The organism is bacterium (genome assembly GCA_039961635.1).
Classification (GTDB): domain Bacteria; phylum 4484-113; class 4484-113; order JAGGVC01; family JAGGVC01; genus JABRWB01.
The window spans coordinates 41,014-65,937 of record JABRWB010000001.1 but is presented as its reverse complement, the minus strand read 5'-3'; the positions used below and the strand labels follow the sequence as shown (position 1 = coordinate 65,937).

Here is a 24,924-nt window from a genome sequence, read left to right as displayed (position 1 = left end):
AGGGAATAAGTAACCCTTCGGGTAAGAGAATAAGTATCCCTTTAGGTCAGGGAATGGGCATCTCTTAAGGAGAGCGAATAGGCATCTCTTCAGGAAATGGGACAGGTATCGTCAACAGGTTAAAGGATATGTATCGTAGTCGAGATATGGGATAGGTATCGTCAGGTGGTTAATGGAATGGTATCGTAATCGGGATTTGGGAAAGGCATTTCCGGCCGATGATATAATGCGACCCCTCCAGACGGATGAGGGAATGCACTTAAATGTGCGCTCAAAGCGTTTGTTGGGGACTCGTCTAACGGTAGGACAGCGGACTCTGGATCCGTATGTCGAGGTTCGAATCCTCGGTCCCCAGCTTTCGTGTAACTCCTCCCAACCAATTGCCCTCCCCGTTAACATCGTTGGGAGTACCATCCACACTCCCCAGCTTTCGTGTAACTCCTTACAACGATGCTTGGCCTTAGCATCGGCAATCAAAGGAGGCGTACAGTCGTTTGCACGATCAAGGTGACAACAAATTGAAGGAGGCATTGAAGACTGATACTGCGGCCCGTTTGTCCGGTGCTGCAAGTCGCGTCCCGTATATTGAAAGACCGGGTAACAACATGAAATGGCTTTGAGAGGTTGGTCATTTGCAGCAACCGCGCCCACGCGCCTTGCAGGCCGAAAGCCGGCACCTAACCCGCAATTTTCATCTTGCCAGACCGGCCTTAAGCTTTAACCAGCCTTACGCGTGTGTCGTAGAAACTCACGCTGCCTCCGACCGGATCGAACATGCACGTGTTTTTAATCGTCGGATCGGTCCACATCGCAGCATTTGCGTGAATCCCTTCGCCGCGGCGTACTTCGCTCGTGATCTTGTGGCCGTCAATCGTGAATTCCTGCGAGCCGCTCGCCCAGTGTCCGTAACCCAGCGCGAAACTCACCACCCCGGGCTTGACCGTGCGCGTAACTATCACCTTCCCGGCCATCGGCTTGCGTTTCCCGTTGCCAAGCCGCCAATCTCCTTCCGGATTGGTGGCGCTGGCGACCTTTACGGCATCGCCATCCTTCAATCCCAATCGCTTCGCATCCTCGGGGCTGATGAGAATCCCGTTGCTGGGAAGAATATCGGTCAACCAGTAGTCCACGATGGTGCGGCTCTTGGTCATGTTTATGACGCGGTGCGTGACCAGATGAAGATCCCAGCCGTCGCGATAAGCATCGGGCTCCCGTCCCAAATAATCGCGCACGGGAATATACGTCGCAACTCCCGAACATTTCTCGCCCGTGCCGGAATAGACGGTGCCGGCGGTTTTTTCCTGGTACAAATTGAGCAGCGCGCCATAGGGATTGCCAACGCGCATATCCTTATAGCCTTTCTCGTATTCCTGGAAGCGGCCGCCTCTGTTGAGCACGTAAACCACTTTCGGCCAAAGCGACTCGCCGACAATTCCTTTCCAACGCGCTTCATCAAATACCGAGGAGGTCAGGTGCGCGCGTGACCTCACAAACAAGTCCAGTTCCTTGGCATCCGCGTCGGCAACGGCTTTGCTTCCGTCTTCCGCTTCGCCGAAGGCAAGATTTGCAACTCCACGCAGGTAGAAATCATCTTGGTGTTTGAGATCGAGGCCGTCCCCAAAGGCATTGTCGCCAAAACCGGGCAAACCAAGCCGCTCCGCAATCCCAAAAAGCATTGCTTCGAAATTAATCGGCATTTTTTGCCCATACACGGTGCATTCCTCCACCAAAGGAGCAATCACCGGCTGGCGCACAGGTTGCACTTTTTGTGCGATGTTGGGATGGCTGCCGTGGAATTCCCAACGTTCAAGGTAAGAATTATCCGGGAAAATATAATCCGCATACATGGATGTTGGGCCGATGAGGATATCGTTGCAGACGAAAAGAGGCACTTTGGTCGTATCGCACAAAATCTCGATGTTCGTATGACCCGCCGGAAGCGCGTATGTCGGCGCGCCCATATACATGAACACCGCCTTTACGGGATACGGATAGGCATCGCCGATCGAAGGAATGATTTCCTCATATATATCGCTTGCAAGGGGATACCAATTGCGCTTGGCCGGATAACCGGAAAAAATGCTTGTCTTCTCGTACGCTATGTCATGCCTGATGCAACTTATGCCGAATCCCTTGATTGCGCCCGGATGCGCATTGAGATCGAACAGTTTGGCTTTGCCCATCGTGTCATAAGTGGACTGGGTTACCATTCCGCCCTTTGCATCGAAGTTGCCCAAAAGCATGTTGACCGTCATCCAAGCGAGCACGTTGTAAAAGCCGTTTGTGTGCTGCGCCACGCCGCGGTGTATGTCAACCGCCGCCTGCTTTCCGTAACTGGTTAATTCGCGCGCAACCTCTTCCAAATCCGCGGCTTTTACTCCCGTAAGCGCTGCCCATTCCTCGAAACTGCGAACGTTCGCAGAGTCGCGCAACACCTGAAGCGCGCTTTTTGCATGCGTTCCGTTCGGAAGCGTGGCGTCCACGAACAAGTCGCCGACGACCGGCTCTTCGGTGCTGTTCGGATCCACCGCCTTGGGCTGGCCGTTTACATAAACCACAATGAACTTTTCCTCGTACTCCTTTCCATCCTTGTTTTTGCGGATCTCCGGAGCACACAGCCCGATATCGGCAGCGCGGACAAATTTGCCCGGCTTGCCGTCCTTGATTTCGACAAGCCAAGTCGAATTGGTCCAACTGTTTTCGCCGGCCGCCGCGGCTGCCGCCTTGTTGGCGCAAGCGAGAAACTTGGCGTCAAAGCGATTGTTGTCCAGCATCCAGCGGATGAACGCCATCGCCATCGCCCCATCGGTTCCCGGATGCACTGGAAGCCATTTCCAGGCCTTGCTGGCCAGCTTGCTGAAACGCGGATCCGCCACCGCTATTTTGAGCGCGCCCGACGCAAGATTTTCCGTCATGCGCACCGTGCGGTTCGGCGGCCCGTAATTGGCCTCGAAAAGATTTGCGCCTATTTTTCTCCTCGGATCTTTTCTGGTACAGCTATTTGATGTAATACACCTGCGGCGACGTGCCTTTTTCCGGAAGCAGAACAAACGTCTCGTGATTGGCGATAAGCTCGCTTACCAGGCTGGATTTGTCATTCGCATCGCCGAAACTTGTGGCACGGCCTATGCAGGTTGTGGTGCACTGGGGCAGCTGCCCGTTTTCCAACCGATGCAGGCAAAAATGGCATTTGCGCGTTTTGGAATTTGGCGAATCTCCGTTCGCCCTATCCCACAATTTGCCGTACTCGAAAACGCTCCTGCCTTCCCACGGGGCTTCTGGACCAAGCACCACTCCTGTTCCCGCGTCACCCGCGGCGGAGTCGCGCGTATAAAAATTGCCTTCGTCGAATTGACGGTGGCTGTAAGGGCAGGCGGGGATGCAAAGCTGACACCCGATGCATTTGTCGTAATCAATCGCAACCACACCGTCGGGCCGTTTCCAGGTGGCGTCAACCGGACAAACCGATATGCACGGCGGCTTGTTGCAGTGATTGCACGGCTTGGGGAGGAAGGAGAGTTTCAGCTCGGGAAAAGTTCCCTCTTCGATTGTCTGCACGGGCCGGTAAACCACTCCCGGCGGCAGGTTGTTTTCGGAAACGCAGGCAACCGTGCAGGCGTGGCAGCCCACGCACTTGCGCTGGTCGATAACCATGACCCAGTGGCGTTCTTCCACGGGCTTGCTCATCGCGGCCACGAGCTCCCGCTGCATTCGAAGCAGGTTGTCTTCCCTTTGCTGTGGCGCGATTCCCGAAAGAGCATCCAGCTTGCGTACCGACTCCTTTCCGGCGGGATCGCGTCCCTGGGCGTCCGCCGCCTTCGGCAGTACACCCGCCGATGCCGCGGCGCCGACCGCCGCTGCAAGCGCGCCCTTGGCGATGAATTCACGGCGACTTCGATTCATGGTTTTGCTCTCCTTGACTTCATTGATTTTGCTTGCGATACAACTTCATTCGGATTTACCGTGCAAGAATCGGAAACAAACCGGGGATCGGTTTTCGGCAATTCTTTGACCCGGCTTTTGGGAGGACAGCTGCGCAGCTGACTTCTGCTCAGCCGTTCGAACTTGGCTGCGTCCGCTACAGTAATCGACTGCAATTTCTTCCGCATCGCCGTAAGCTGCTTAATCCAAAAAGCATGCAGCGGACACTTTCGCCTAGCCGAACACGGCGGCAGGCCAAGAATGCATTGCGAGTTCCAGCTCGCTCCCTCCACCGCTTCGGCGATTTCCAATACGCTGATTTGCGAAGCGGGTCGCGCCAAACCAAATCCTCCCGTGCGGCCGCGCTTTGTCGTCACCAAGTTGTGCTCCACCAAAGAGTTCAAAATCTTCGCGAGATAAGGCTTGGGCACCCCGGTGCATTTGGCGATGTCCTTTGCCAGTACAAATCGATCGGCCGATTCTTGCAGACATCCCAAGGCCAGAATGGCGTAACCGGAGGTTTTGGCCAGCGACAGCAAATCTTCTCCTGATGAGAGATACAACCAGCTCAAGAATAAAGGAATTGATGACCTGCGGGTCATCAATTGCTGCTCCATATTCTATTTTTCTATGCTCGTGACAAACTTATCAAGCCGGATTTCTTCCCGCTATCCGGATACCAAATGCCCTAAACACCGTTCGAATCCCGTCCAAGCGGATGCAAACCTTCTGGTGCATTTCGTGCAGATGCCATCTGTTATTATTCAAAGCGATTCGGCAGTGCAAGGAGTCGGAATAATGGCCAGATTAATCTCCGTGAACATTTCGAGCGGCGGAATTCCCAAGCTGCCGGTGCCTCGCGGGCAGGTTACCTTCGAGGGTTTGGTTGGCGACGGCCGGGACCATGCCAAGCACATTAAACCCAGCCGTGCGATTTGCACTCTCGATTTAGAGATCATCGAACAACTTCGCGAAGAAGGATTCCCGGTTAATCCCGGAGACTTGGGAGAGAATCTGACGCTGAGCGGCTGCAGAGATTGGCAAATTGTGCCGGGCGCCAGACTTCGCTTCGGCGGAGGGGTGGAAATTGAGATAAGCGAAGCCCGCAGGCCTTGTTTTGTGCTTGATGCGCTCCATCCGGATTTAAAACATGTGACCGTGGGTCGCCTTGGCTGGATGGCAAGAGTGACAAAAACCGGATGGATCATCCCGGGAGAAGAAGTAGAGCTTATTTTGGCCGCACCAAATCCAAATCAAGAGGTGGCGGCGCAATGAACCGCATACGCCGCGATGTCAGCTCAAGTCCGATAATCGGCGCTGTTTTGGCCGGTGGACAAAGCAAAAGAATGGGAAGGCCCAAGCACTCGATTTTGCTGCGGGACGGCATTAGCATGATCGAGCACGTCATTACTGCCTTACAGGTCTGCGGGAATCGGATTGCAGTCGTGGGTATTGACGAATTGCCGAAGTTGAAGACGGATGCAGAGCTTATTCCCGTCGCGGACGAGTTTCCGCACTTAGGGCCGCTGGCAGGGGTGGATGCGTTGCTGTCCAGCGGCCTCGCCCAAGGTTACATTATTGCGGCTTGCGACCAACCTCTGCTTACTCCGTCGCTGGTGAGCCGGCTTTTGCGCGAGGCCGGTTCGAACGGCAGTTTTTTCGGACTGCGGGGCCGGATTGAAGATCCGCTTCCTTGCTACATACCTTCACATTGGCAACCTTCAGTGCGAAAGGCGATCCTGGATAATCAGCTGTCATTACGCAATCTTGGCGAAAAGCTGGGAGCAAATTTGTTGGAAATAGACGACCAGGAGCGAAAACATCTTATTAATTTCAACGAGCCGGAGGACTTTGCCCGACTCGGCGTCGCGCAAGCTGCAGGAGCGCCGCATGCTTGACGGATTCGGCAGAAAGCATGTGTACCTGCGCATATCCGTGACGGATCGCTGCAATTTGCGATGCAGATATTGCATGCCGCCGGAAGGGATTCCAGACATCGGTCATCATTCATTGTTGACCTTTGAAGAAATAGAGCGGCTCACGGCTTTATTTGCGCGTTATGGCATCAAAAAAGTGAGAATAACCGGCGGCGAACCCACGGTGCGGAAAGGCATAGTCGACCTGGCGCAAAGAATTGCCGGAATCCCCGGAGTTGAAACACTGGCCCTCACGACGAATGGACTTTTGCTTCGCGAACTGGCCCGGCCCCTGTACAAGGCGGGCGTCCGGCTGTTGAACATCAGTCTCGACAGTCTGCGTCGCGAGCGTTACACAGCGATCACCGGCAGGGATTCATTGCCCAGGGGGCTGGAGGGTATCGAGGAAGCGCTGGAAGCCGGATTCAAGCAGGTAAAGATAAACGTTGTCGTTATGGCGGGGATAAATTGCGACGAGCTGCATGATTTTGCCGCAATGGCCCGCAATCCCCGTTTGAACATCAGATTTATAGAATACATGCCTTTCCGTGGTAACGGTTGGAGCGCGGCGAAATATATGCCGTATCCGAAAATGCTCGCCAAGCTTGAAGAGCGATACCGCCTTAAGCCATTTCACACGAGCGCCACAAAGGCAGGTGTAGCGAAGGATTTCAGGATAAGCGGCTTTGGAGGCACTGTCAGTTTCATTTCTCCTCTTTCGGACGAATTTTGCGCGCGCTGCAACCGGTTGCGTATTACGGCCGACGGCGGATTGAAAACCTGCCTGTTCGCGCCGCCCGAGCTGAATTTGCGCGATCTTCTGCGCCAGGGCGTTACTGATGAAAATCTTGCCGGGTTGATTCAATCCTGCCTTCTTCGCAAGCCGGAAGCCCATCCTCCCGCGGAAATATTAAAGCATGCCGCCTGCCAGCCAATGGCGGCGATCGGAGGCTAGCTTGCTGGACATTTCACACAAAAATCGAACATTGCGCGTTGCGAAAGCCCAATCCGTCGTGCGGATGTCTCCTGAAACGCTCGAAAAAGTAAGGAACAATAAAGTGCCGAAGGGCGATGCCCTCCAAGTTGCGCGCGTCGCCGCGATACTGGCCGCCAAAGATACGAGCCGGATCATTCCTTTTTGCCACCCGTTGCAGGTTGAATATGCGGGCGTCGATTTCGATTTGGGAGAAAACTCGATTACGGTTGTGACCACCGTCAAAGCGATAGACAAGACCGGCGTGGAAATGGAAGCTCTCACCGCCGCGGGAGTGGCGGCCCTCACTTTATACGACATGTTGAAAATGCTCGACGAAAGCCTGGAAATTTCATCTATCCGTTTGCTTTCAAAGCAGGGCGGGAAATCGGATTTCCAGAATGTATTCGCCTCCCAACCCCGTGCGGCGGTGCTTGTCTTTTCCGACCGCGTGGCCGCAGGCGAAAAGCGGGACCGCTCCGGCGAATTAATCAAAAAAACTTTGCGGCAACACGAATTGCTTGTCGAAGATTTTCGGGTGATTCCCGATGATGCGGACGCCGCGGCGTCGGTGCTTGCGGCATACGCCGACGAGCTGGATTTGGACTTTGTGTTCACGTGCGGCGGCACGGGATTGGGAAATCGCGATGTTGCGCCCGAAGCTACAAAAGCGGTTATTGAACGCGAAGCGCCGGGAATAGCGGAAGCGATACGCGCCTACGGCCGGGAAAGAACGCCGTACGCGATACTAAGCCGCGCCGTCGCCGGACTGCGCGGCAATACGCTTTATATCAATCTGCCCGGATCGGTACACGCCGCTGCCGACGCCATGCAGGCCGTTTTCCCCGCCGTCCTGCATTACCTTGCGGCGCGCCGGGGGGAAGGGCATATCGAAACATATGGCTCCGGAGAGACGAATTCCGTTGATTAGCTATGAAGAAGCCCTGGCGGCGATCCTCGATCAATGCACGCGTTTGCCTGCCGAAGAGGTTCCGCTTGAAATGGCGCAAGGACGTTTCCTCGCGGAACCGTTGTTCGCCTCCGCGGATTTGCCCCGGTTCGATTGCTCTTCCGTGGATGGATTCGGATTGCGCCTGTCGGACGCGCAAGGGGCGTCGCCGAAGAATCCGGTAACGCTCAAAATCGCCGGAGTCGCTCACGCTGGAGCAACCGTCGAAGGTGATCTGCAACCGAGGACTTGCATCAAGCTTATGACAGGCACCGCCGTATCCTCCGGCGTCGAAGCCGTGATCATGCGCGAAGATGTTGAAGAATCGGATGATTTCGTAGTGCTGCGTAATCCGGCGCGGCCGGGGGAAAACATCAGGCTCAAAGGCGGGGACTGCCGCAAAGGGGAGATGATTGCGGAAGCCGGCTCGAAACTGGATCCGCCGTTGATTGCGCTGCACGCGGCCCAAGGATTGGCTCATGCGGTTGCAACTTGCGTGCCGCGAGTTTCGTTGCTGGCCACGGGCGATGAGGTCGTCCTGCCCGGCGCACCGATCGCCGCAGGGCAAATTTATGACTCCAATTTGGCTGCGCTCGAGGCGGCGGTGCAATTGCTGGGATTGAAATTGGAGCATGCGTTTCACTGCAAGGACGACTTAAGCGAGATAGTGGAAAAAATCAACGGATTTACGGATACTTCGCAAATTATTCTTAGCGCGGGCGGAGTTTCGGCTGGAGACAGGGATTTCGTGCGGGAAGCCTGCATGCGGCTCGGAATGCGCATCGTGTTCCACGGCGTCGCCATAAAGCCGGGCAAGCCGACGTTGTTCGCGACCTATCGGTGCAGTGATGGCAACACGGGGCTGTTTTTCGGACTGCCCGGCAACCCCGTTGCTGCATTGCTGTCATTCGTTAAGCTGGTCTGTCCCGCGATCGAGCGTCTAACCGGAGCAATCCCTAAGTCGCACCGCCGCGGCTTTGCACGGTTGACCGGCGGCATCGCCAGGCAGGCCCAAAGACTGGAATTTGTCCGCGGAATCGCGGGGTACTCCGAAAACGGAATTGAAGTGCGGCCCATGGCTGGACGCGATTCGCATTTGCTGCGCGGGCTGTTTCAAGCGAACTGCCTGATTGCTTTTCCACGGGAGCGCGACATTCTGCAGGAGGGCGAGGTTGTGGAAATCGAGTGGTTGCCATGGAACTAAATATGAATCGAAAAGAAAATCGGCAAGGCAAAGTGGTTGCGGTTTCGATTAGCGAGAGGAAGGGAACGCGAAAACGCAACGTGGATTGGGCGTTGCTGGTGCCGGATTGGGGCATAGAAGGCGACGCCCATGCGGCAGACTGGAACCGGCAAGTAAGCTTTTTGGCCGTTGAGAGCATTGATAAGATACGCAAAATGGGGTTGGAAGTCGGACCGGGCGATTTCGCCGAGAACATAACGACCGAGGACATAGACCTGCCGGGTTTGCAAATAGGAGACAGGTTGAGGATAGGCGACGCGGAATTGGAAGTGACGCAAATTGGAAAGGAATGCCATTCGCGATGCGAGATATTCAGACAGGCGGGCGATTGCGTGATGCCGCGAGAGGGAATATTCGCCCGCGTTCTAAGCGGCGGAATTGTGCGCAAGGGTGATGCGGTTTTCATAAGAAGTGCGGAGTCGTCACATCGACCCGAATGACATAAAGAAGCGATTCAAAGTGGAATTAACAGGATTCAACCTATTTTTGCTGGCGGCGCTGGTTTTTGTTGCGGCCGCGCTGTATTCCTCCGTCGGCCACGGAGGAGCATCGGCGTACTTGGCCGTAATGGCGTTGTTGTCCGTTCCGGTCAACCAGGCCGCAACAGCCTCGCTCGTTTTGAATATATTGGTGGCGGGCGTGGCTGCCCTCACTTACATCAAATCCGGGAACTTGAAAGCATCGCTACTATTGCCCGTTCTGGCGGCATCGTTCCCCTTCGCATTAATCGGAGGATGGCTCGATGTTCAAACCGGCCATTTGGAGCTGCTTTTGGGGGCGGCGCTTGCTTTCGCCGCCTTTCGAATCGCCTTTCTCCATTATTTCGGTGGGGAAGACATATTGAAACCGGTGCGTTGGCCGGTTTTAACGGCGTCCGCGGGAGTTGTCGGCTTGATTTCGGGCATAATCGGCATAGGCGGAGGAATTTTTCTTAGTCCCCTGCTTGTTCTCACATGCTGGGCGCGGGTAAATCAGGCGGCGGCCATATCCTCCGTTTTCATCGTCGTCAATTCAATGGCGGGTTTGTTGGGGCGCGTATTCGCTTCCAGGCTTGATTTCGGCACATTTTGGCCGCTTCTTCCGTTTGCAATGCTGGGAGCGATTTTGGGAGCAAGATTCGGCGCAAAAGTGGCGGGTGTGAAAACCTTGCGGCTGTTGCTTGCCGCGGTAATGCTCGCATCGGCGGTTAAGCTTCTGCTTCCTTGAAAGTCGGGTAGGTTGTCGTTCGAAATCGTCAAGATGGCTGCAAAACGCCGGAGAGTGATCGGGGATGAAACTAATGACAGCCTTTCCCGGTTGTACAATAGCTTTGGCGGTCACAACTGGAGCGGAACTTTTCCCAATAATGTCTCATTCGGCTTTCCGCGCGATATTTGAGCTTTTTGTCTAAAAACATACCACCGATGAGCTTTTGAATGTGGCATATAGGTTGTTTCCGGCTTCGATTGCCAATTCATCAAATGCCCCATAGGTTATCAGCGCGCGCAATTCCAGCCTGCCGGCCCGAAGCTGCACGGCCACCAGTGTTCCCGTAGGAGACCATTCCGCAACCCTGCACGCGATTTGATTGCGAGCGCTCGATTCAAAGGGCACTCTCGACAGGATTATTTCTTCCGGCCTGATCCAGATATGGCTGAATGATACATTCCGCTTGCCGATATGAATTCGCAGTCCCGCCGCGAGGCAATATTCCTCATCGAGGCTTTCTACCGCTATCACATTGCGCATGCCGAGAAATTCCGCAACGGTTGGATCCTTCGGCGACCGGAACGCATCCGCAGGCGCGTCAACCGCGCGCAATTTGCCGTCCAGCAATACGCCGATTCTGTCTCCAAGCTCCATCGCCTCGTCCACGTCGTGCGTGACATGCAGGAACGTCCTGCCGGTGGTCAGGTGGATTTTTTTTAGTTCCCTGCGCAGCTCGCGCCGAAGGCGCATGTCCACCGCCGAAAGCGGCTCGTCCAAAAGCAGCAATTCCGGCGATACCGCGACAGCGCGCGCCAGCGCGACGCGCTGGGCTTCACCTCCCGAAAGTGTTCCGGGCATCCGTTCGAGAAGCGGCGCAATTCCCGCCAGTTCCGCAGCGTGCCTTGCGCGCTCGGCGATTTCATGCCTTCGCAGACCATTCGCCCTCGGCCCGAACTCGATGTTCGCCCGAACGCACATGTGCGGAAAAAGCGCGTAATCCTGATAGACGACGGCAAATCCGCGCGAATTCGGCGGAAGTCCGGTTACGTCAGTGCCTTTCCAAAGAATCCGTCCCGAGTCGGGAGGCAGCAGTCCCGCAATCGTTTCCAGCAACACCGATTTACCCACGCCGGACGGGCCGAGAAGCACGAAGTACTCCCCCTCCCCGACAGTCAGCGAGAAATCCCGCAGCTCGAACCCGCCGAGCCGCTTCGTTACATTCCGCAACTCCAGCGTCATCGCGGCTCGCCTCCATTGGCTCGGCCGATTGCGCGTAGAATCGCGAACACGGCCAGCGCCGCGACAACGAGCACTGCTGCCGCGCTGCGCGACGCGTTCAGCCCGAAGTCGCTGAAGCGCTGGAACACCAGCACCGGTGCGGTGGCAGGATGGTAAGCGATTATTATCACCGCGCCGAATTCGCTTATTCCGCGCCCCCACATCAAAGCCGCGCCGCCCAGAATCGAGCGCCACGCGAGGGGAAGGGAAATCGAGAAGAAAACTCGCGCAGGCGCCGCGCCGAGCGAGCGGGCCGCGTTCTCAAGCCGCACCGGAACGGCCTCGAATCCGGCTCGCGCCGCGTTCACCAGAAACGGGACGGAGACGAATGTCATCGCGAGCGCGATTCCCGCCTCGGTTCCGGCGAATTCGATACCCAGCGGCGCGGCGGCCTTTTGCGCCAGCGAATGCCTCCCCAGCACTCCAAGAAGCGCGATTCCCGCAGCGGAATGCGGAACCATGACGGGCAAATCAACGATGCCCTGTATAAGCGAGGAGCATCGGAAGCGCGAACGCGCGAGCACGTATGCAAGAGGAACTCCGAACAGAATGCCGAGAATTGCGGCCGCGGCCGCACACCTGAATGTCAGAGCGATGGAAGTCCAAAGCTCGCGGTCGCGGAAAATATCGGCAATCCCGCCCGCGGATATTCCCAATACAAGCCGGACAAGCGGCGCTGCGATGAATAAGATAAGCAGCGCGCCCGCGAATTCGACCGCAAGTTCAAATCCCGATATTTTGCGCAAGCCGATTGTCATTCTCGCCCTCCTATCCGCCAATCGGCGCTGTAAACGGCCAGCCTGCGGCCGCGCGCGAATCCGCAAAGTGCAATATTCGCAAGTGCCGCGATTTCAATGGCGCGGGACGTCGCGCACGACGGAGAGACGAGCAGGGGAACTCCAAGCCGCCAGCATTTTCCGACTATTTCGGAAGACAATCTCCCCGTCGTCACCGCGAACAGCGCCGAAGGATTTAGCTTGCAAAGCAGGCATGCTCCCGCGATCTTGTCGAATGCGTTGTGCCTGCCTACGTCGTCCGCACGCGCGACAAGCCGCCCGTCTGAATCGAACAGTGCGACGCTGTGCACCCCCCCCGTTTCCCGAAACAAGGCGGATTCCGCCCTCACTGTTTTCAGCGCATCGAGTATGTCGCTGGGCCGTACGCGTAAATCGGATACGAGCGCCGGCAATCCCGCTGTGGAAATCGCCTGCGGCTCGGCTCCGCAAGCGGTTCCCGGAGTTAAAGGCAGTCTGGCTTTGTAAAGGTATTCGTCGAATGTCTTCCCGTCGGTACTGACAAACGCGGCAGCCCCATCCCCTGCAATCTGCAAATCGGTCACATCTTCTGCTCGGGAAATCGCTCCGGAAGTATAAAGAAATCCGTAAACGAATTCCCTTTCCATGCCCGGAAGGATGCTTGCCGCCGCGTACTCCTCTCCGTTGAGCATGATGCGGAAAAGCCTTTCCACTATCACCCGCTCGTCGATGGCGATGGGCTGCGCCGAGTCGCCGAATCTGAGGGCAGGCAATGAAATAGTCGGATTTTCGCTTTCTTTGGTCATGTTCATTCGGCCGCGATGCAAAGCGGCTTCAGGGATTCAGGCAGCGCCTCGTACTGCGCGCACACTGCGGGCGAAATCGGCGGCTGCCCGCATTTTTCGATGATCGCCCCCCCTTCTGGCGACAGCAGGAATTCGAGATAAGCTGCGGCAGCCCTTGGATTTGAAGAGTTTTTGGGAATCGTCACGGCATAAACAATCGGCGCGCCGTAAAGAGTCGTGAATTCGCCCGGGGATTTTCCGACGACCTCGACGGAAGCGGATTTGTATTCCTGCGAGCGATCCACATCTCCCAGGTTCACCTCGCCGGGGAGATCGAGGTATTTAAGATTATGCTGGACGGCCACCGAGTAGTAAATGAAAAGGTAGTCGATCTCGCCGGATTCCAAGAGCGCAAGCAGGTCGGTCTCCTTGGGCCTTATGTATTTATCCCCGTCCTTTTTCGTGAGCGCGTCGGCGAGCCCCGGTTTCGCGTATAGCTTTTCCGCGAGCTGGAAAACCATGAGCGTGCGATATCCGCATGGATCGCGGTCCGGGTCGGCGCGGCCGAATTTTACTTCGTCCAAAAGTAGCAGCTCGTGCCAGTTGGTGGTCGTCAACTCCTGCGCGCGAAGCGATTTGTCGGTATAGGCGATAATTATCCTGTTTCGAGCGAATCTTATGTTGAACGATGCGTGATCGGGAATGAGCAGCTCGTCTATGACCTCGTAATCCGCGCAGGCGACTATGTCGCAGGTCTGTCCCAGATCGCTGACTTTGCGCGCGGTGTCGCGGCTTCCCGCTGCTTCGGCGAGCACCTTAACCTTTGGATGCTTCGCTTCGAACGCCTTCGAAACTTCGGCGAGCGGCACCGAGAGGCTTCCCGCATGAAAAATCGTTAATCTCCCGGAAAGCTCGTCAGCTGGCATCGCCGCTTGCGGTTGCTTGGGCGGGGGGGATTCCTTTTCTGGCGCGGGGCAAGACGTTGCAAGCGCCATCGCCGCCTGGAAAAGAAACGCCAACACAATACTTAAATTCCGGTTTACCATAAATGCACATCCTTTTACATCAACACTCGGCGTGTGTATCCACGCCGCGCACCATGAAAATCGCATGTTCGAGCGTGCAGAGAATTTCAGACGCGTACTCCGTCGCGGCGCGGGGGCTTCCGGGAATCGCGTAAAACAGGCGCGTGCCCGACGCTCCCGCGACGGCGCGGCTTAGCAGCGCGTTCGGATTGCCCGCGCCGAACTTCGCCCGCATCGCATCAACCACGCCGGTCATGGGCTTATCTATGAATTCAGCAACAACCTCTGGTGTTACATCTCGCGGGCCTATCCCGGTTCCGCCCACCGCGAATACGACGTCCGCACCAATGGAAATCGCCTCGTTCAGGGCCGCGCGGATATCCTTTGCGTCGTCGGGTACGACCCCGGCTGCAATATCGCATCGCCACCCAGCCACCTCGAAATGCTTCTTAAGCAACTCGCATACGGCAGGGCCGCTTTTGTCAACGTACTCGCCGCGCGATGCGCGGTCGCTTACCGTGATCACGGAAATGCGCAATCGCCGCGGCAGGTGAACGCCGCGGTCTCCCGCGCTGACGCGGCCTGTCCGCACAACGCGCGCGAACACACCATCATTGGGCATCACACACTTTCCTACATCGCGGAAAATCGCGCCCCCGCCGCCATGGCAGGGCTTTCCGATTTGCGTCACTTCCAGAAGCACGTCGCCGATTGAAATCTCGTCCAGCACGCGGACGTCTCCGAACAAAAACCCGCGCGTAGTCAGGTTTTCCGCGAACTCGCCGGGCGAGAACTCGCGCCCCTCTTCCCGCCCGAAGCGCTCGATGCTTTCGATCGCGAGCAGGCTGACCTGCCGCGCGCCCGCGCCCGCGTGCGCGTCGCCAACCACTCCGGCCGCGCCGATTTCGATTTCCCCTGCCGGATGCTTGCTTGTGCCCTTCTCGGTCGAGAGATTGACCGACAGTATTTCAAATTCACGCGATGTCATGCTTTGACTTCTCCACGAGCGAGATTTCGCCGATGCGCATGTTCTTGTCCGCGGCCTTGCACATGTCGTAGACGGTCAAAAGCGCGACGGCTGCGGCGGTCAGAGCTTCCATCTCCGCGCCCGTCCGATCCACGCATCGCACTTCGGTTTCCACCACCACTCCGTCAGATTCGGGCGACGCCTTCACCTTGACATCGGTCAGCCGAAGCGGATGGCAGAGCGGGATCAATTCAGACGCGCGCTTTGCGGCCTGAATTCCCGCGATTTCCGCGACACACAGCACGTCGCCCTTCTTGATTGCGTTTTCCGCGATGAGAGGAAGCGTCGAGGACGCAAGGCTTATTTTCCCCGTGGCGCGCGCGATCCTCAACTGGGGTTCCTTGCCGCTTACGTCCACCATCGCCGCCTTGCCGCCTTCGTCCACGTGCGAAAGTTTTGTCATCTTAGCCTCCGATCATGCTCATCGACGCGGTGACGCACCTGCGCCCCGATTCCGGCTTGCCCTCGATCGCGCGCATAATCGCCTCGCGCGCGCCCAGTGATTTTGCATCGAACGTGACGTCCGAAAAAAGGCAGGAGCGCACCGTGCCGTCCGGCCCGAGGCGCAGCCTGCTGCAAGTTCTGCAGTCGCCTCCGGAGCCGCCTTCGACCTTCGAAAATTCACCCGCTTCAAGGTTCATCCTTTTGATGAAGCGAACTTCCAGACCGCGGTCGTACGCGTATCTCGCGACCGCGCGCGCGTCCTCCTCGTAAGGCGAGCTTTGAACGACGCAGTTGATTTTCACAGGCGAAAGACCCGCATCTAGCGCCGCGTCGATTCCTTCCAAAACCGCACGGACGTCGCCTCCGCGCGTCAAGTGCGAAAAGCGCTCCGGGTCGACAGCGTCCAGGCTCACGTTCACGCGCATCAATCCTGCGCGCGCGAGATCGCGCGCGTATCGCGCAAGCAGAACGCCATTCGTCGTCATAGATAGATCGCGAATTCCGGTAATGCCTGCGAGCATCGAGACAAGCGCTGCGATTCCTGACCTTACAAGCGGTTCACCCCCCGTCAGTCGAACTTTGTGGAATCCCAAGTCCGCGGCGGAGCGCGCGAATTCCGCGATTTCTTCGAGCGAAAGCATCGCTTTACGCGGCATGAGAGGAACGCCCTCCTCCGGCATGCAATACCGGCAGCGCAGGTTGCAGCGGTCGGTGACCGAAATCCTCAAGTAGTAAATTTCGCGGCCGAAGCTATCGAGCATTACATCCCCCTCCCGCGGAAAATATAAAAATCCGCGAGGTCGCCCGCCTCAATCGGTCGTGAGCCGGACGGAATGAACACGAAACCGTCGGCCTTCGCGACCGCGCCTATGTGGGCGGAGCCGTGATAAGGCAGCGGCGCGACCGCGCCGGTGTCATCAATGCAGGCCGGAAGGAACGCGGCTCGCGACGCGGACGCGCCCGCGATCCGCGCGGCGGCAGGGACGCGCATCCGCGATTCGCGGTGAGGGATTCCGAGCATCCGCGCGGCTGCGCGCAACGCCATGAGTTGGAACATCAGATAAACAGCGACGGGGTTTCCCGGCAGGCCGAAAATGGCTTTTCCTTCACATGCCGCAAACGTCGTAGGCTTGCCCGGCTTCACGGCTACCCTTCTGAAGTGTCTTTGCAGCCCCAGACTTTCCATCGCCGCGGGTACAAAATCGCGTTCGCCCGCGGATACCCCGCCGGAAATAAGAATGATGTCCGCGCATTCCATCCCGCGCCCGATCGCTTCCCGCGTGTCGCGTTCGTCATCCCGAACGCTCTCGTCAAGTGCAACGGCGATGCCGTTTTCCCGGCACAGCGCCGCGAGCATTGAACCGTTCGTATTCATTATCCTCCCGGGGCGCAGGCTTGCCGGATCATCCGCGATTTCATCTCCGGTCGAAACGATTGCCGCGCGTAACGGCTTAAACACTTCCGCCTCGGTTATTCCGCATCCGGTCAGGTGCGCGATAACCGCCGCGTCGAGCCTTTGCCCGGCTTTTGCCACAACGTCCCCGGCGCGAGCATCCTCGCCCTTTGCGCAAATGTTTCGCGATTCGCCGAATTCCATGCGTTCAATATGAACGATTTCGTCAAGCCTGGCCGCGTCCTCGACCATCACCACCCGCCGCGTCCCCGGCGGCGCGGGCGCGCCGGTCATGACAAGCGCGGCGCAATCCGCGTCGAGGCAATACGAAGGCTCCTCCCCGGCATACATTGTTTTCAAAAGGCGGTATTCACCTCGTTCTCCGTCGTCCGGAATCGCGTAGCCGTCCACCGCGGACTTGTCAAACGGAGGTACGTCGAGCGCCGAAACAGCATCGGACGCAAGAATTCTTCCGAACGCCGATGGCAGATTCAGACGTTCGATTTGCCGCGGTCTCGCGGGCGTTCGCTCATCAATAATCCGGAGCGCTTTATCGAGCGGAACAATAGTGTCAGCCATCCGAATCCCTCTCTTCAGCGAGATAGAGACTCGCGAATTCCCGGTCGGCGTAATCCGCTACGCGCTCCGATAGCAGCCGGAATCTCGCGAGCACACGCTTTGCATCAACGGTGATTGACGAACGCCCTCCGCCAGGCCCGCCGGAACTCGCGGTCACGAGCGCGATTCCGAAGTGCTTTTCCGCGTTTCGAATCGCTCCCCATGCATGCCTGTACGAAACATTGTTTCGCATCGCTGCCGCCTTGAGCGATCCCAGATGCTCGATATCAGTCAAAAGGTCTGCCAGACCCGGCCCGAAAACGTGCTCCATTTCCCGGTTGACCAGCCATACTTTGCTGTGCACGGCCACCGCCGTGCGTTCCAGCCAGCGTTTCTGGGCAAGCAACTCGGCCAGCACAGCGTCCACGATGGGACCATCGTCGAGCTTCGCGGAAAGCACAGCGCGCCACGAATCGGCAGCCCCTCCCGCAACAACGCGGATATCCGCTCGAGTGAAAAGTTCGAAGGCGTCCAGCCTAGGCTCCCCCGGCCCGCCGTTGTCCCCGACAAAAATCCTCAAGCACGCGGCTTCCGGAAAAAGCGTCAAGTTGGTTTCGACCACGACATGCGAAAGCGCGGTTGTGCATTGCTCAATGAATCTAAGCAAATCCTCCGGCTGGGTGAAGTAATTGCGCGATTTTCCTGCGGCACGCGCGCCGTGCCCCAGCTTCGCGTAAGCAGAGTCCGGCAATACCGCGCAAAGCCGCTTGGCGAGATGCGTTTTGCCGACTTTTCTGTGCGCGCCGCTTATCATCCACAGAAGCATCAGAAACACCCCAGCTCGCAATCCCTGACCTTAATGTCGAGATGGTTCAACAGTTTCCCCATCTCGCCGCGGCCGATTCCGATCCTTTCGGCAAGCGCGCGGGCGGTGGCGCACTTGACGAACCCGCCTTCGAACAGCGAATCGAGCGTAGACTCCTTCCGTCCGTTCGCGGCCAGCGCCGCGACCGCCGCTTTGCCTGGAGGCGCGACGCGCAGCTCAATCTGCTCAGCCGCTGCGAAAGCGGCAATCTTCGCCGATAATTCGCCCGATGCCGAAATTAATCCCGCCATTTAAGATTGCTCCTTTCAAACTTGATTGCACGAAATAGACCGAATACTCTTCGGGAGTATCCTCTTCCGCCTACGCGCGATGCCCCTGAATTCAACATGCCGCGCGCCCGCCCGCGTCCAAATGTCAATCGCGGAGCGCAGGTTTTCCGCAGGCGCCGATTCGACTTCGCACATCGCGTCGATATGTACAACTGAACATAACGGAAGACAAAATAAGCGGCCCGTCTGCGGACGCCGCCCATCCTGAATCCCAGTCCTCCTGCAATAATGGCGCCGGAGATGCGCGTCATGTCACTCCCCTCCCGATACATGCCGCGCGGGAAAAGCCGCGGCGAGAGGTTGGTTGCGCCTAAGTCCTTCCTTTTCGGCAAGCAGGTCAAGATAAAGCGTGGCTGTTTCCTCGACGAACGGCAGAACGGTTTCGCCTTCCGGAAGCCGCCTTTCGTCGATCGTCTTAATGTAGAGCTCGCACTTTGCGCAGCTCTCGGCGAACCGCGGGCTTTCCCTTGATACGAAAAGCACTTTCAACGCAGCTGGATCGTCGTTGCCGCAATCCGGGCAGACGAGCCGCGGATGCTCCCAGTCCGCTCCGCATAGCGAGCAATATAGAACGCGCTTGCCGTCCCCCCGACGCAGCTTTGCCAGCGCGGGGCCGGAACCGCAACGAGGGCATCTTCCCGCGGATGCAGCCTTGCCGTTGGGAACCATTGCGACCGCAAACGGGGAGGCCAAAAGATGTGCGACAAATGCGAGAGCGGGTTCCGGAATTCCGATTTTTTCCGCGAGACGAGCGATTAATCCATCTTCCGCGCCGATAATTCCGCGCGCGGCAGCATCCTCAAGCAACGAGCGATCCTGCGCGGCAGCCTTTGCGATTTTGCGCAATTCCGCACTCTCCCCTCCGCAGGCGTTGGACGCAGACCGGATCGCATCGAAGTACTCTGCAACCAATTCTATATCGATCGAAGGCGGATCGCGGCCGCGGAGCTTTTCAAGCACATCGGCCTGCGCTCGCGCGACCGCGATCCTGAACGCGACGTAATCGTCAGCGACGTACTCCAGTCCCGCCAGCGCTTCGAGCTTTTCGACAAGCCCGGCAAGAGCGGCGTGATATTTGCCTGCAAGCGCTGCATCCTCGTCAGACATGCTTTATCGCGCTCCGATGCTACTGCTTCTTTCCTTCCGGCTCGATCCGCTCGAACACGGGGAAAGTCTTGACCGCGATGTTGTAAAAGAAAATCACCGCGGCGATGATTCCGGCCGTGATCAGTATCTCCATGAGGCTGGGGAAATAGCCTCCTCGGACCGCTCCCGCGGGAAGGCCCATTCCGCCCAGTACCACGTTGAACCGGTTGAAAATCACGCCGAAAATAACGAGCGAGGCTGCAGTGAACAACAGCCAGGTGCTTTTGCGCGTAACTTCGCTCGAAAGCATTATTGCCGGAATAAGCACTCCGGCAAGCAGCTCGAGGAAGAACAGGAGCCCTTTTGCGGAAAGCAAGTCGGCCGCGACTCCGCCCTGCATTGTTGCGTCGATAATCCGGACGACCAGGTAAATCCATAGTACCCAGGCGCACATTCTGCCCAGTCCCGCAAGAGGCTCCTTTTCCACCGGCCTTCCGAATGCCTTCGCGGCGAGCGTTCCCTCGAAAATGACCATCGCGAAGCCGACTGCTACGGCCGTGAGGAAGAAATTCACCGGAAGCATGGGCGACCACCAAAGCTTGGAAAGCCTGTCCTGCATAAGAAGGAACAACGTGCCAAGCGATGACTGGTGCGCGGTGGAGAAAAGAACGCCCGCTATTATCAAAATCACGGGTGTTCCCGGTCTTGACGTCGCCGCCGCGGGCAGCGCGATAGCGATCGCCGTCAATACAACGAGTGCGATCGCAGTCCAAATCACGCTGTGCGACATTATGTAGGTGAAAAAGGACAAAGCCAGCACCGTGTATACCGGAACCAGCTTGGCCCAAAGCGAGTGCGCAGCCTTCCATCCGAATTTTTCGAATACGGGCGGAGCGAACTCAAGCACCAGCACGGACAGATATAGCATTACGCACCACGCCACCTCGAACATCGCGGAGTGCTCCGGCCAGTATATGATCGGGTGCCAGATGTTCCACGGAAGCCCCAGGTCCGCCAAAAGCGCGATCGCGACGAACACGTAGCCCAACAGCGCGGTCAACACCGCGGGCCGCACGAGGGCATGGTATTTTTCGCCGCCGAAAAGATATGCCACAGCCGCTGTCGTAAAACCGCCGGCCGCCAGCGCGACTCCGCAGAGGACGTCGAAAGCGATCCAGATTCCCCAAGGATGATCGTCCGTAAGATTCGTCGCGGCACCCAGACCCGCGGCGAAACGGTAAACGGCGGACAAAAGTCCAAGCCCCATGAGAACCATCAAGAGCATGGTTCCCTTCGTAATGTAGCCGCGGTTTACGGATTCGTACTTTTCCGCGTTCATGCCGATTCCCCCTTTCTGGCGTCCCCGTTTCTATGCTTGGCGGCTATGCGCCTCTGAACTACCCAGTAAATCCCGGCCAGCACCGCGCCGCCGCCGGCGACCAGCACGGGAACCGATTCGAGGGCGGTCTCCGTGTAGGACGGATACGGGCGCTCGCCGACGTTTTCTGGAAATCCGAGATCTCCGAACGGAACGCCGGAAATGTACATCCAGCTCGTGCCGCCGGCCTCACGCTCGCCGTAAATGTGGTTGATGTACTTTGATGGATTGGCGGCAATCCTGCTTCTGGCTTCCGCGATCAACTCGTCTCGATCTCCGAATTTCAGAGCGCCGCTGCTGCATGTTTTTATGCAGATTGGTTGGCCGAGGCAAAGCTTGTACCGAAGGATTTCCTCTTCGGACATCGCCCGGCCGTTGAGGTTTTCGTCGAACCATTCGCCGCCGATTCGATTCGCGCAGAACTTGCACTTCTTAATGTACGGGACGGCCTTCGACCATTCGTACGTCGGAACTCCGAAAGGACAGGCCATCATGCAGTATCGGCAGCCCATGCACTTTTCCGGCTCGTAAACGACCGGGCCTTCGGGCATTTTTTTAAGCGCGCCAACGGGGCAGGCCGATACGCACGCCGGCTCCAGGCAGTGCATACACTGGCGCTTCGCGAACACCCATTTGAGGTCGGAGCCCTTGGATATCTCCGTGTATCCAACCAGGGTGTAGGTGTTTGCCGAAAGGCGCGGCGGATTCTGATATCCGCCGGTTCCGGCGAAGAATTTCGTTTTTTCCGCAGGGAGGTCGTTCCATTGCTTGCATGCAACCTGGCATCCGCGGCAGCCCATGCAAACGGTCAGGTCAACCAAACATGCTCGACTCATCGCGCACCTCCTTTCGCTCGGCGCGATTGCGGCGCAGATAAGGGCGAAATCGCTACCAGCATAGCTGTCCCCCCTTCTCGATGCTGCACAGGAAAGCCTTGTATTCCGGTATCTGCGAGTTCGGGTCGCCCACATGGGGCGTAAGCTCGTTGGCGCTCGCGCCGCAGGTATAGCCCGTGTATCCGAAGTGCCAAATCAGGCCTACTTGGTGGACGGTCTTTTCCTTAAGCTTGAACGGCCTTAGCCGCTTCGTGACGAGCGCCCGGATGGTAATGCCTTCCGGTGCCCTGGCGGATTTGATTGTCACCACGTCCCCGTGTGCGATGCCTTTTTCGCTTGCAAGCTCCTCGCTTATCATAACGAAAGGCTCCGGTACGAGCTCCGCAAGCCAGGGCAGATTGCGCGTCATAGCGCCCGCCTGCCAGTGCTCGGTGCTGCGGAACGTGGTCGCGACTATCGGGTAGTTTTCGGGAGTGCCCACTTCTTCCCGGCGCCATATCTTGACGATGGGATTGTTCTGCTGCGGTGAGAAGATATTTTCCACCGGGCTTTCGATGGGCTCGTAATGCTCCGGAAGCGGCCCGTCAGCAAGGTCGGCGAACAGGCACGCATGTCCTTCCGCGGCCATTATGAAAGAGTACTTGCCTTCGGGATTGGGAGTGCCGTCCTGTTTCGCGAGAGGCGGCCATGGACCGTCGGGCACGTCGCCCTTCCACTTGTTCTCCGCCCAGTCGAACCAAACCACCTTGCGCTTCGGATCGTACGGCTCGCCTTTCGCGTTGCAGCTGGCGCGATTGTAGATGATCCGACGGTTGACCGGCCAGCACCAGGACCAGTTGGGATTTAGGCCGATGGGGTCGTCCTCCGGTTTTGAAGCTTCCCGCCTAGCCATCTGGTTTCCGTCGTTCGTGTAGCTTCCGCAGTAAATCCAGTTGCCGCAGGCAGTGGAACCGTCGTCTTTCAGAAAAGCGAATCCCGGAACCAGGTCGCCCTTCTTGAAGCTTTTCTTCTTGTCGGGAAAATCACAATCCTTCAGGAAGTAACCGTTTATCTCCTTTGCGACGGCATGAGGATCCGGCTCTTCGCCGTCGCCGAAATTCCAGTTTAGATTCCGGATCGGCTCCGGGAAAACTCCTTCCTTTGCGTAAAGCTTTTTAAGCTCCAGCACTATGCGGTTGAGAATCCAAAGATCGCTTTTTGCATCTCCGGGAGCGTCAACCGCGGCGTACCGCCACTGCGCCCATCTTCCCGAGTTGGTTATGCTGCCTTCCTTCTCGACCGAAGATGCTGCCGGAAGCAGAAATACTTCCGTTTGAACTTCGGAAGGATCCGGGCTGTTGGGCTGTCCCTTCGATTTGCGATCCCAGAAGCATGCCGTCTCTGTTTCCCAAAGGTCCACGGCAACCAGCCAATCCAGCTTGTCGAGCGCAACGCGCTCAACGCGCGCGTTCGGGCCGCCGACCGCGGGATTCTGCCCAAGCGTTATCAGTCCTTTGATTTTGCCTTCGGCCATCGCCTCGAACAGCGCTATGTGGGTGCAGTCGCCTCCCGATTTTGGAAGGTACTGGTAGCAGTAGTCGTTTTCGGGAACCGCCTTTTCGCCGTAATACGACTTGAGCAGGCTGATTATGTACTTGGGATAGTTGCTCCACCAGTTCGCGCTTTTCGGATCCTTTGTTTTGGGCGTCCACTTTTCGAGGTACGCGGCCAAGTCCGTGTTGTCAGCCGCGGGGCACTTCAAATAGCCGGTCAGGTTGGTGGAAAGCAAGCCATGGTCGGTCGAGCCTTGGACGTTCGACTCCCCGCGAAGCGCGTTGATGCCGCCGCCTGCGACGCCCATGTTTCCGAGCAGAATTTGAAGGATCGAGTACGAGCGGATGTTTTGCGCGCCGTGCGTGCTTTGCGTCGTGCCCATCGCGTAAAGGATTGTCCCGGCCTTGTCTGGCAGGTGGGTGGCGCAGAAGGCTTCCGCCACTTCTTTGAGTTTTTCGGCCGGAGTTCCGGTAACGGCGGATACCGCGTCGAATGTGTATCGCGCGAAGTGCCGTTTGAGGAGTTGGTAAACGCAGTTCGGATCCTGCAACGTAGGATCCTTTTTAATTATGCCTGCGTCGTCCTTCTGGAACCCCCACTTTTCCTTCGTGTACTTGCCGTCCTTGATCTCTCCGAACAGCCCGTCCTTGAATTCGAATTCGGGATTGACCAGGAAGCTCGCGTTCGTGTGGAGGACCACGTACTCGCGATGGATGAGGTCATTCTCAAGCGCGTAGTTGATGATCGAGCCGATGAACGCGATGTCGGTTCCGGAGCGCATCGGCGCGTAGATGTCCGCCTGGAATGCGGTGCGCGTGTATCTCGGATCTACGCAGATCAACTTCGCGCCCTTTTCTTTGGCGCGGTTGATCCACTTGAACGAAATCGGATGGTTTGCCGCAGCGTTTGAGCCGATTACCATTACGCAGTCGGAGTTGCCGATGTCGATCCAGTGCTGGGTCATCGCTCCCCTTCCGAATGTGGCGGCCAAACTGGCCACCGTGGGGGAGTGTCATATGCGCGCCTGGTGTTCCAGGTACACGACACCAAGCGAACGTGCGAACTTGCTGTAGGCGTAGCATTCCTCGTTGTCCAGGGCTGCACCGCCGAGGCACGCGATACCTTCGGTTCGGTTGACCACCTGGCCCTTCGCGTCCGTTGCGATGAATGTGGCGTCCCGGGTTGTTTTGATGTTCTCGGCGATTTTTGCAATCGCCCAGTCCCAGTCCTTCTCCTCCCAGCTGGACGCGCCGGGCGCGCGGTACTTTACTTTGCTAAGCCGCCTGTCGCTGTTCGCCACCTGGAACAGCGCGCTTCCCTTGCTGCAAAGCGCTCCGAGATTGATCGGGTGGTCGGGATCGCCTTCGATGCTTATGACCTTTCCGCCCGATTCCGAAACGATCGCCCCGCAGCCCACGCCGCAGTACGGGCAAATCGTGGTAGACATCTTTCCGGACTTGGCCGGCGTGACCTGGGCGTAG

The 24,924-nt window shown here is 57.5% G+C and carries 24 protein-coding genes and 1 tRNA gene; 8 read left to right on the top strand and 17 right to left on the bottom strand.

Translation table 11 applies throughout. The features are described 5' to 3' along the window. Window positions 1-284: 284 nt before the first annotated feature. Window positions 285-355: transfer RNA gene (locus HRF49_00305), tRNA-Gln, on the top strand. 355 nt (window positions 356-710) lie between these two features. Here HRF49_00305 and HRF49_00300 read toward each other — a convergent pair. The 3 genes from HRF49_00300 to HRF49_00290 form a co-directional block, all read right to left on the bottom strand. Continuing rightward, window positions 711-2,915, bottom strand: a complete 2,205-nt coding sequence (locus HRF49_00300; protein ID MEP0813091.1) for a molybdopterin-dependent oxidoreductase — start codon at window positions 2,913-2,915, stop codon at window positions 711-713. 82 nt (window positions 2,916-2,997) lie between these two features. After that, window positions 2,998-3,903, bottom strand: coding sequence for a 4Fe-4S dicluster domain-containing protein (locus HRF49_00295; protein ID MEP0813090.1), 906 nt, complete (start codon window positions 3,901-3,903; stop codon window positions 2,998-3,000). After that, a complete protein-coding gene (locus HRF49_00290; GenBank protein ID MEP0813089.1) occupies window positions 3,900-4,460 on the bottom strand; it encodes an Rrf2 family transcriptional regulator in 561 nt (186 codons plus the stop codon). Before HRF49_00290 ends, HRF49_00295 begins: the two co-directional genes overlap by 4 nt. Between HRF49_00290 and HRF49_00285 the strand changes: the two genes are divergently transcribed. From HRF49_00285 to HRF49_00255, 7 genes are read left to right on the top strand one after another with little or no spacing between them, the layout of a single operon-like run. Then, window positions 4,444-5,196 carry an MOSC domain-containing protein gene (locus HRF49_00285; GenBank protein MEP0813088.1) on the top strand — a complete coding sequence of 251 codons (753 nt, stop codon included), beginning with the start codon at window positions 4,444-4,446 and terminating at the stop codon, window positions 5,194-5,196. The two genes, HRF49_00290 and HRF49_00285, sit on opposite strands and share 17 nt — an antisense overlap. After that, entirely contained in the window at window positions 5,193-5,819 is a 627-nt protein-coding gene (locus HRF49_00280) for a molybdenum cofactor guanylyltransferase (protein ID MEP0813087.1), read from the top strand. The genes HRF49_00285 and HRF49_00280 overlap by 4 nt, the downstream gene beginning before the upstream one ends. Then, complete coding sequence (gene moaA / locus HRF49_00275; protein MEP0813086.1) at window positions 5,812-6,792, top strand: GTP 3',8-cyclase MoaA; 981 nt, start codon at window positions 5,812-5,814, stop codon at window positions 6,790-6,792. The genes HRF49_00280 and moaA overlap by 8 nt, the downstream gene beginning before the upstream one ends. Window position 6,793: 1 nt before the next feature. Then, the gene (locus HRF49_00270) at window positions 6,794-7,741 is read left to right on the top strand and encodes a bifunctional molybdenum cofactor biosynthesis protein MoaC/MoaB (protein ID MEP0813085.1); all 948 of its coding nucleotides are present in this window, start codon (window positions 6,794-6,796) and stop codon (window positions 7,739-7,741) included. Further along, on the top strand, window positions 7,734-8,963 hold the full coding sequence (locus HRF49_00265; protein MEP0813084.1) for a molybdopterin molybdotransferase MoeA: 1,230 nt from the start codon (window positions 7,734-7,736) through the stop codon (window positions 8,961-8,963). Before HRF49_00270 ends, HRF49_00265 begins: the two co-directional genes overlap by 8 nt. A gap of 2 nt (window positions 8,964-8,965) precedes the next feature. Further along, the gene (locus tag HRF49_00260) at window positions 8,966-9,442 is read left to right on the top strand and encodes an MOSC domain-containing protein (GenBank protein ID MEP0813083.1); all 477 of its coding nucleotides are present in this window, start codon (window positions 8,966-8,968) and stop codon (window positions 9,440-9,442) included. After that, window positions 9,414-10,208 carry a sulfite exporter TauE/SafE family protein gene (locus HRF49_00255; protein ID MEP0813082.1) on the top strand — a complete coding sequence of 265 codons (795 nt, stop codon included), beginning with the start codon at window positions 9,414-9,416 and terminating at the stop codon, window positions 10,206-10,208. Before HRF49_00260 ends, HRF49_00255 begins: the two co-directional genes overlap by 29 nt. A 180-nt stretch (window positions 10,209-10,388) precedes the next feature. Here HRF49_00255 and HRF49_00250 read toward each other — a convergent pair whose 3' ends face one another. From HRF49_00250 to fdnG, 14 genes are all read right to left on the bottom strand, one after another. Continuing rightward, window positions 10,389-11,429 carry an ATP-binding cassette domain-containing protein gene (locus HRF49_00250; protein ID MEP0813081.1) on the bottom strand — a complete coding sequence of 347 codons (1,041 nt, stop codon included), beginning with the start codon at window positions 11,427-11,429 and terminating at the stop codon, window positions 10,389-10,391. Further along, the gene (locus HRF49_00245; protein ID MEP0813080.1) at window positions 11,426-12,226 is read right to left on the bottom strand and encodes an ABC transporter permease; all 801 of its coding nucleotides are present in this window, start codon (window positions 12,224-12,226) and stop codon (window positions 11,426-11,428) included. The genes HRF49_00250 and HRF49_00245 overlap by 4 nt, the downstream gene beginning before the upstream one ends. Beyond that, complete coding sequence (gene fdhD, locus HRF49_00240; GenBank protein ID MEP0813079.1) at window positions 12,223-13,029, bottom strand: formate dehydrogenase accessory sulfurtransferase FdhD; 807 nt, start codon at window positions 13,027-13,029, stop codon at window positions 12,223-12,225. The genes HRF49_00245 and fdhD overlap by 4 nt, the downstream gene beginning before the upstream one ends. Window positions 13,030-13,031: 2 nt before the next feature. Continuing rightward, window positions 13,032-14,054, bottom strand: a complete 1,023-nt coding sequence (wtpA, locus tag HRF49_00235; GenBank protein ID MEP0813078.1) for a tungstate ABC transporter substrate-binding protein WtpA — start codon at window positions 14,052-14,054, stop codon at window positions 13,032-13,034. 19 nt (window positions 14,055-14,073) lie between these two features. Next, on the bottom strand, window positions 14,074-15,021 hold the full coding sequence (locus HRF49_00230; GenBank protein ID MEP0813077.1) for a molybdenum cofactor synthesis protein: 948 nt from the start codon (window positions 15,019-15,021) through the stop codon (window positions 14,074-14,076). Continuing rightward, a complete protein-coding gene (gene moaC / locus HRF49_00225) occupies window positions 15,008-15,463 on the bottom strand; it encodes a cyclic pyranopterin monophosphate synthase MoaC (protein MEP0813076.1) in 456 nt (151 codons plus the stop codon). The genes HRF49_00230 and moaC overlap by 14 nt, the downstream gene beginning before the upstream one ends. Window position 15,464: 1 nt before the next feature. Next, window positions 15,465-16,265: a radical SAM protein gene (locus tag HRF49_00220; protein ID MEP0813075.1), complete on the bottom strand. Its 801-nt coding sequence runs from the start codon at window positions 16,263-16,265 to the stop codon at window positions 15,465-15,467. Continuing rightward, the gene (locus HRF49_00215; GenBank protein MEP0813074.1) at window positions 16,265-17,476 is read right to left on the bottom strand and encodes a molybdopterin molybdotransferase MoeA; all 1,212 of its coding nucleotides are present in this window, start codon (window positions 17,474-17,476) and stop codon (window positions 16,265-16,267) included. The genes HRF49_00220 and HRF49_00215 overlap by 1 nt, the downstream gene beginning before the upstream one ends. Further along, entirely contained in the window at window positions 17,469-18,281 is an 813-nt protein-coding gene (locus HRF49_00210; GenBank protein MEP0813073.1) for a LysR family transcriptional regulator, read from the bottom strand. The genes HRF49_00215 and HRF49_00210 overlap by 8 nt, the downstream gene beginning before the upstream one ends. Further along, a complete protein-coding gene (locus HRF49_00205; protein MEP0813072.1) occupies window positions 18,281-18,571 on the bottom strand; it encodes a hypothetical protein in 291 nt (96 codons plus the stop codon). The genes HRF49_00210 and HRF49_00205 overlap by 1 nt, the downstream gene beginning before the upstream one ends. 291 nt (window positions 18,572-18,862) lie before the next feature. Further along, window positions 18,863-19,717: a formate dehydrogenase accessory protein FdhE gene (locus HRF49_00200; protein MEP0813071.1), complete on the bottom strand. Its 855-nt coding sequence runs from the start codon at window positions 19,715-19,717 to the stop codon at window positions 18,863-18,865. A 19-nt stretch (window positions 19,718-19,736) separates the two neighbouring features. After that, the gene (hybB, locus tag HRF49_00195; GenBank protein MEP0813070.1) at window positions 19,737-21,035 is read right to left on the bottom strand and encodes a Ni/Fe-hydrogenase cytochrome b subunit; all 1,299 of its coding nucleotides are present in this window, start codon (window positions 21,033-21,035) and stop codon (window positions 19,737-19,739) included. Next, window positions 21,032-21,910 carry a 4Fe-4S dicluster domain-containing protein gene (locus HRF49_00190; GenBank protein MEP0813069.1) on the bottom strand — a complete coding sequence of 293 codons (879 nt, stop codon included), beginning with the start codon at window positions 21,908-21,910 and terminating at the stop codon, window positions 21,032-21,034. Before HRF49_00190 ends, hybB begins: the two co-directional genes overlap by 4 nt. A 52-nt stretch (window positions 21,911-21,962) precedes the next feature. Next, window positions 21,963-24,890, bottom strand: a complete 2,928-nt coding sequence (gene fdnG / locus HRF49_00185) for a formate dehydrogenase-N subunit alpha (protein ID MEP0813068.1) — start codon at window positions 24,888-24,890, stop codon at window positions 21,963-21,965. Between the last annotated feature and the right edge of the window lie 34 nt (window positions 24,891-24,924).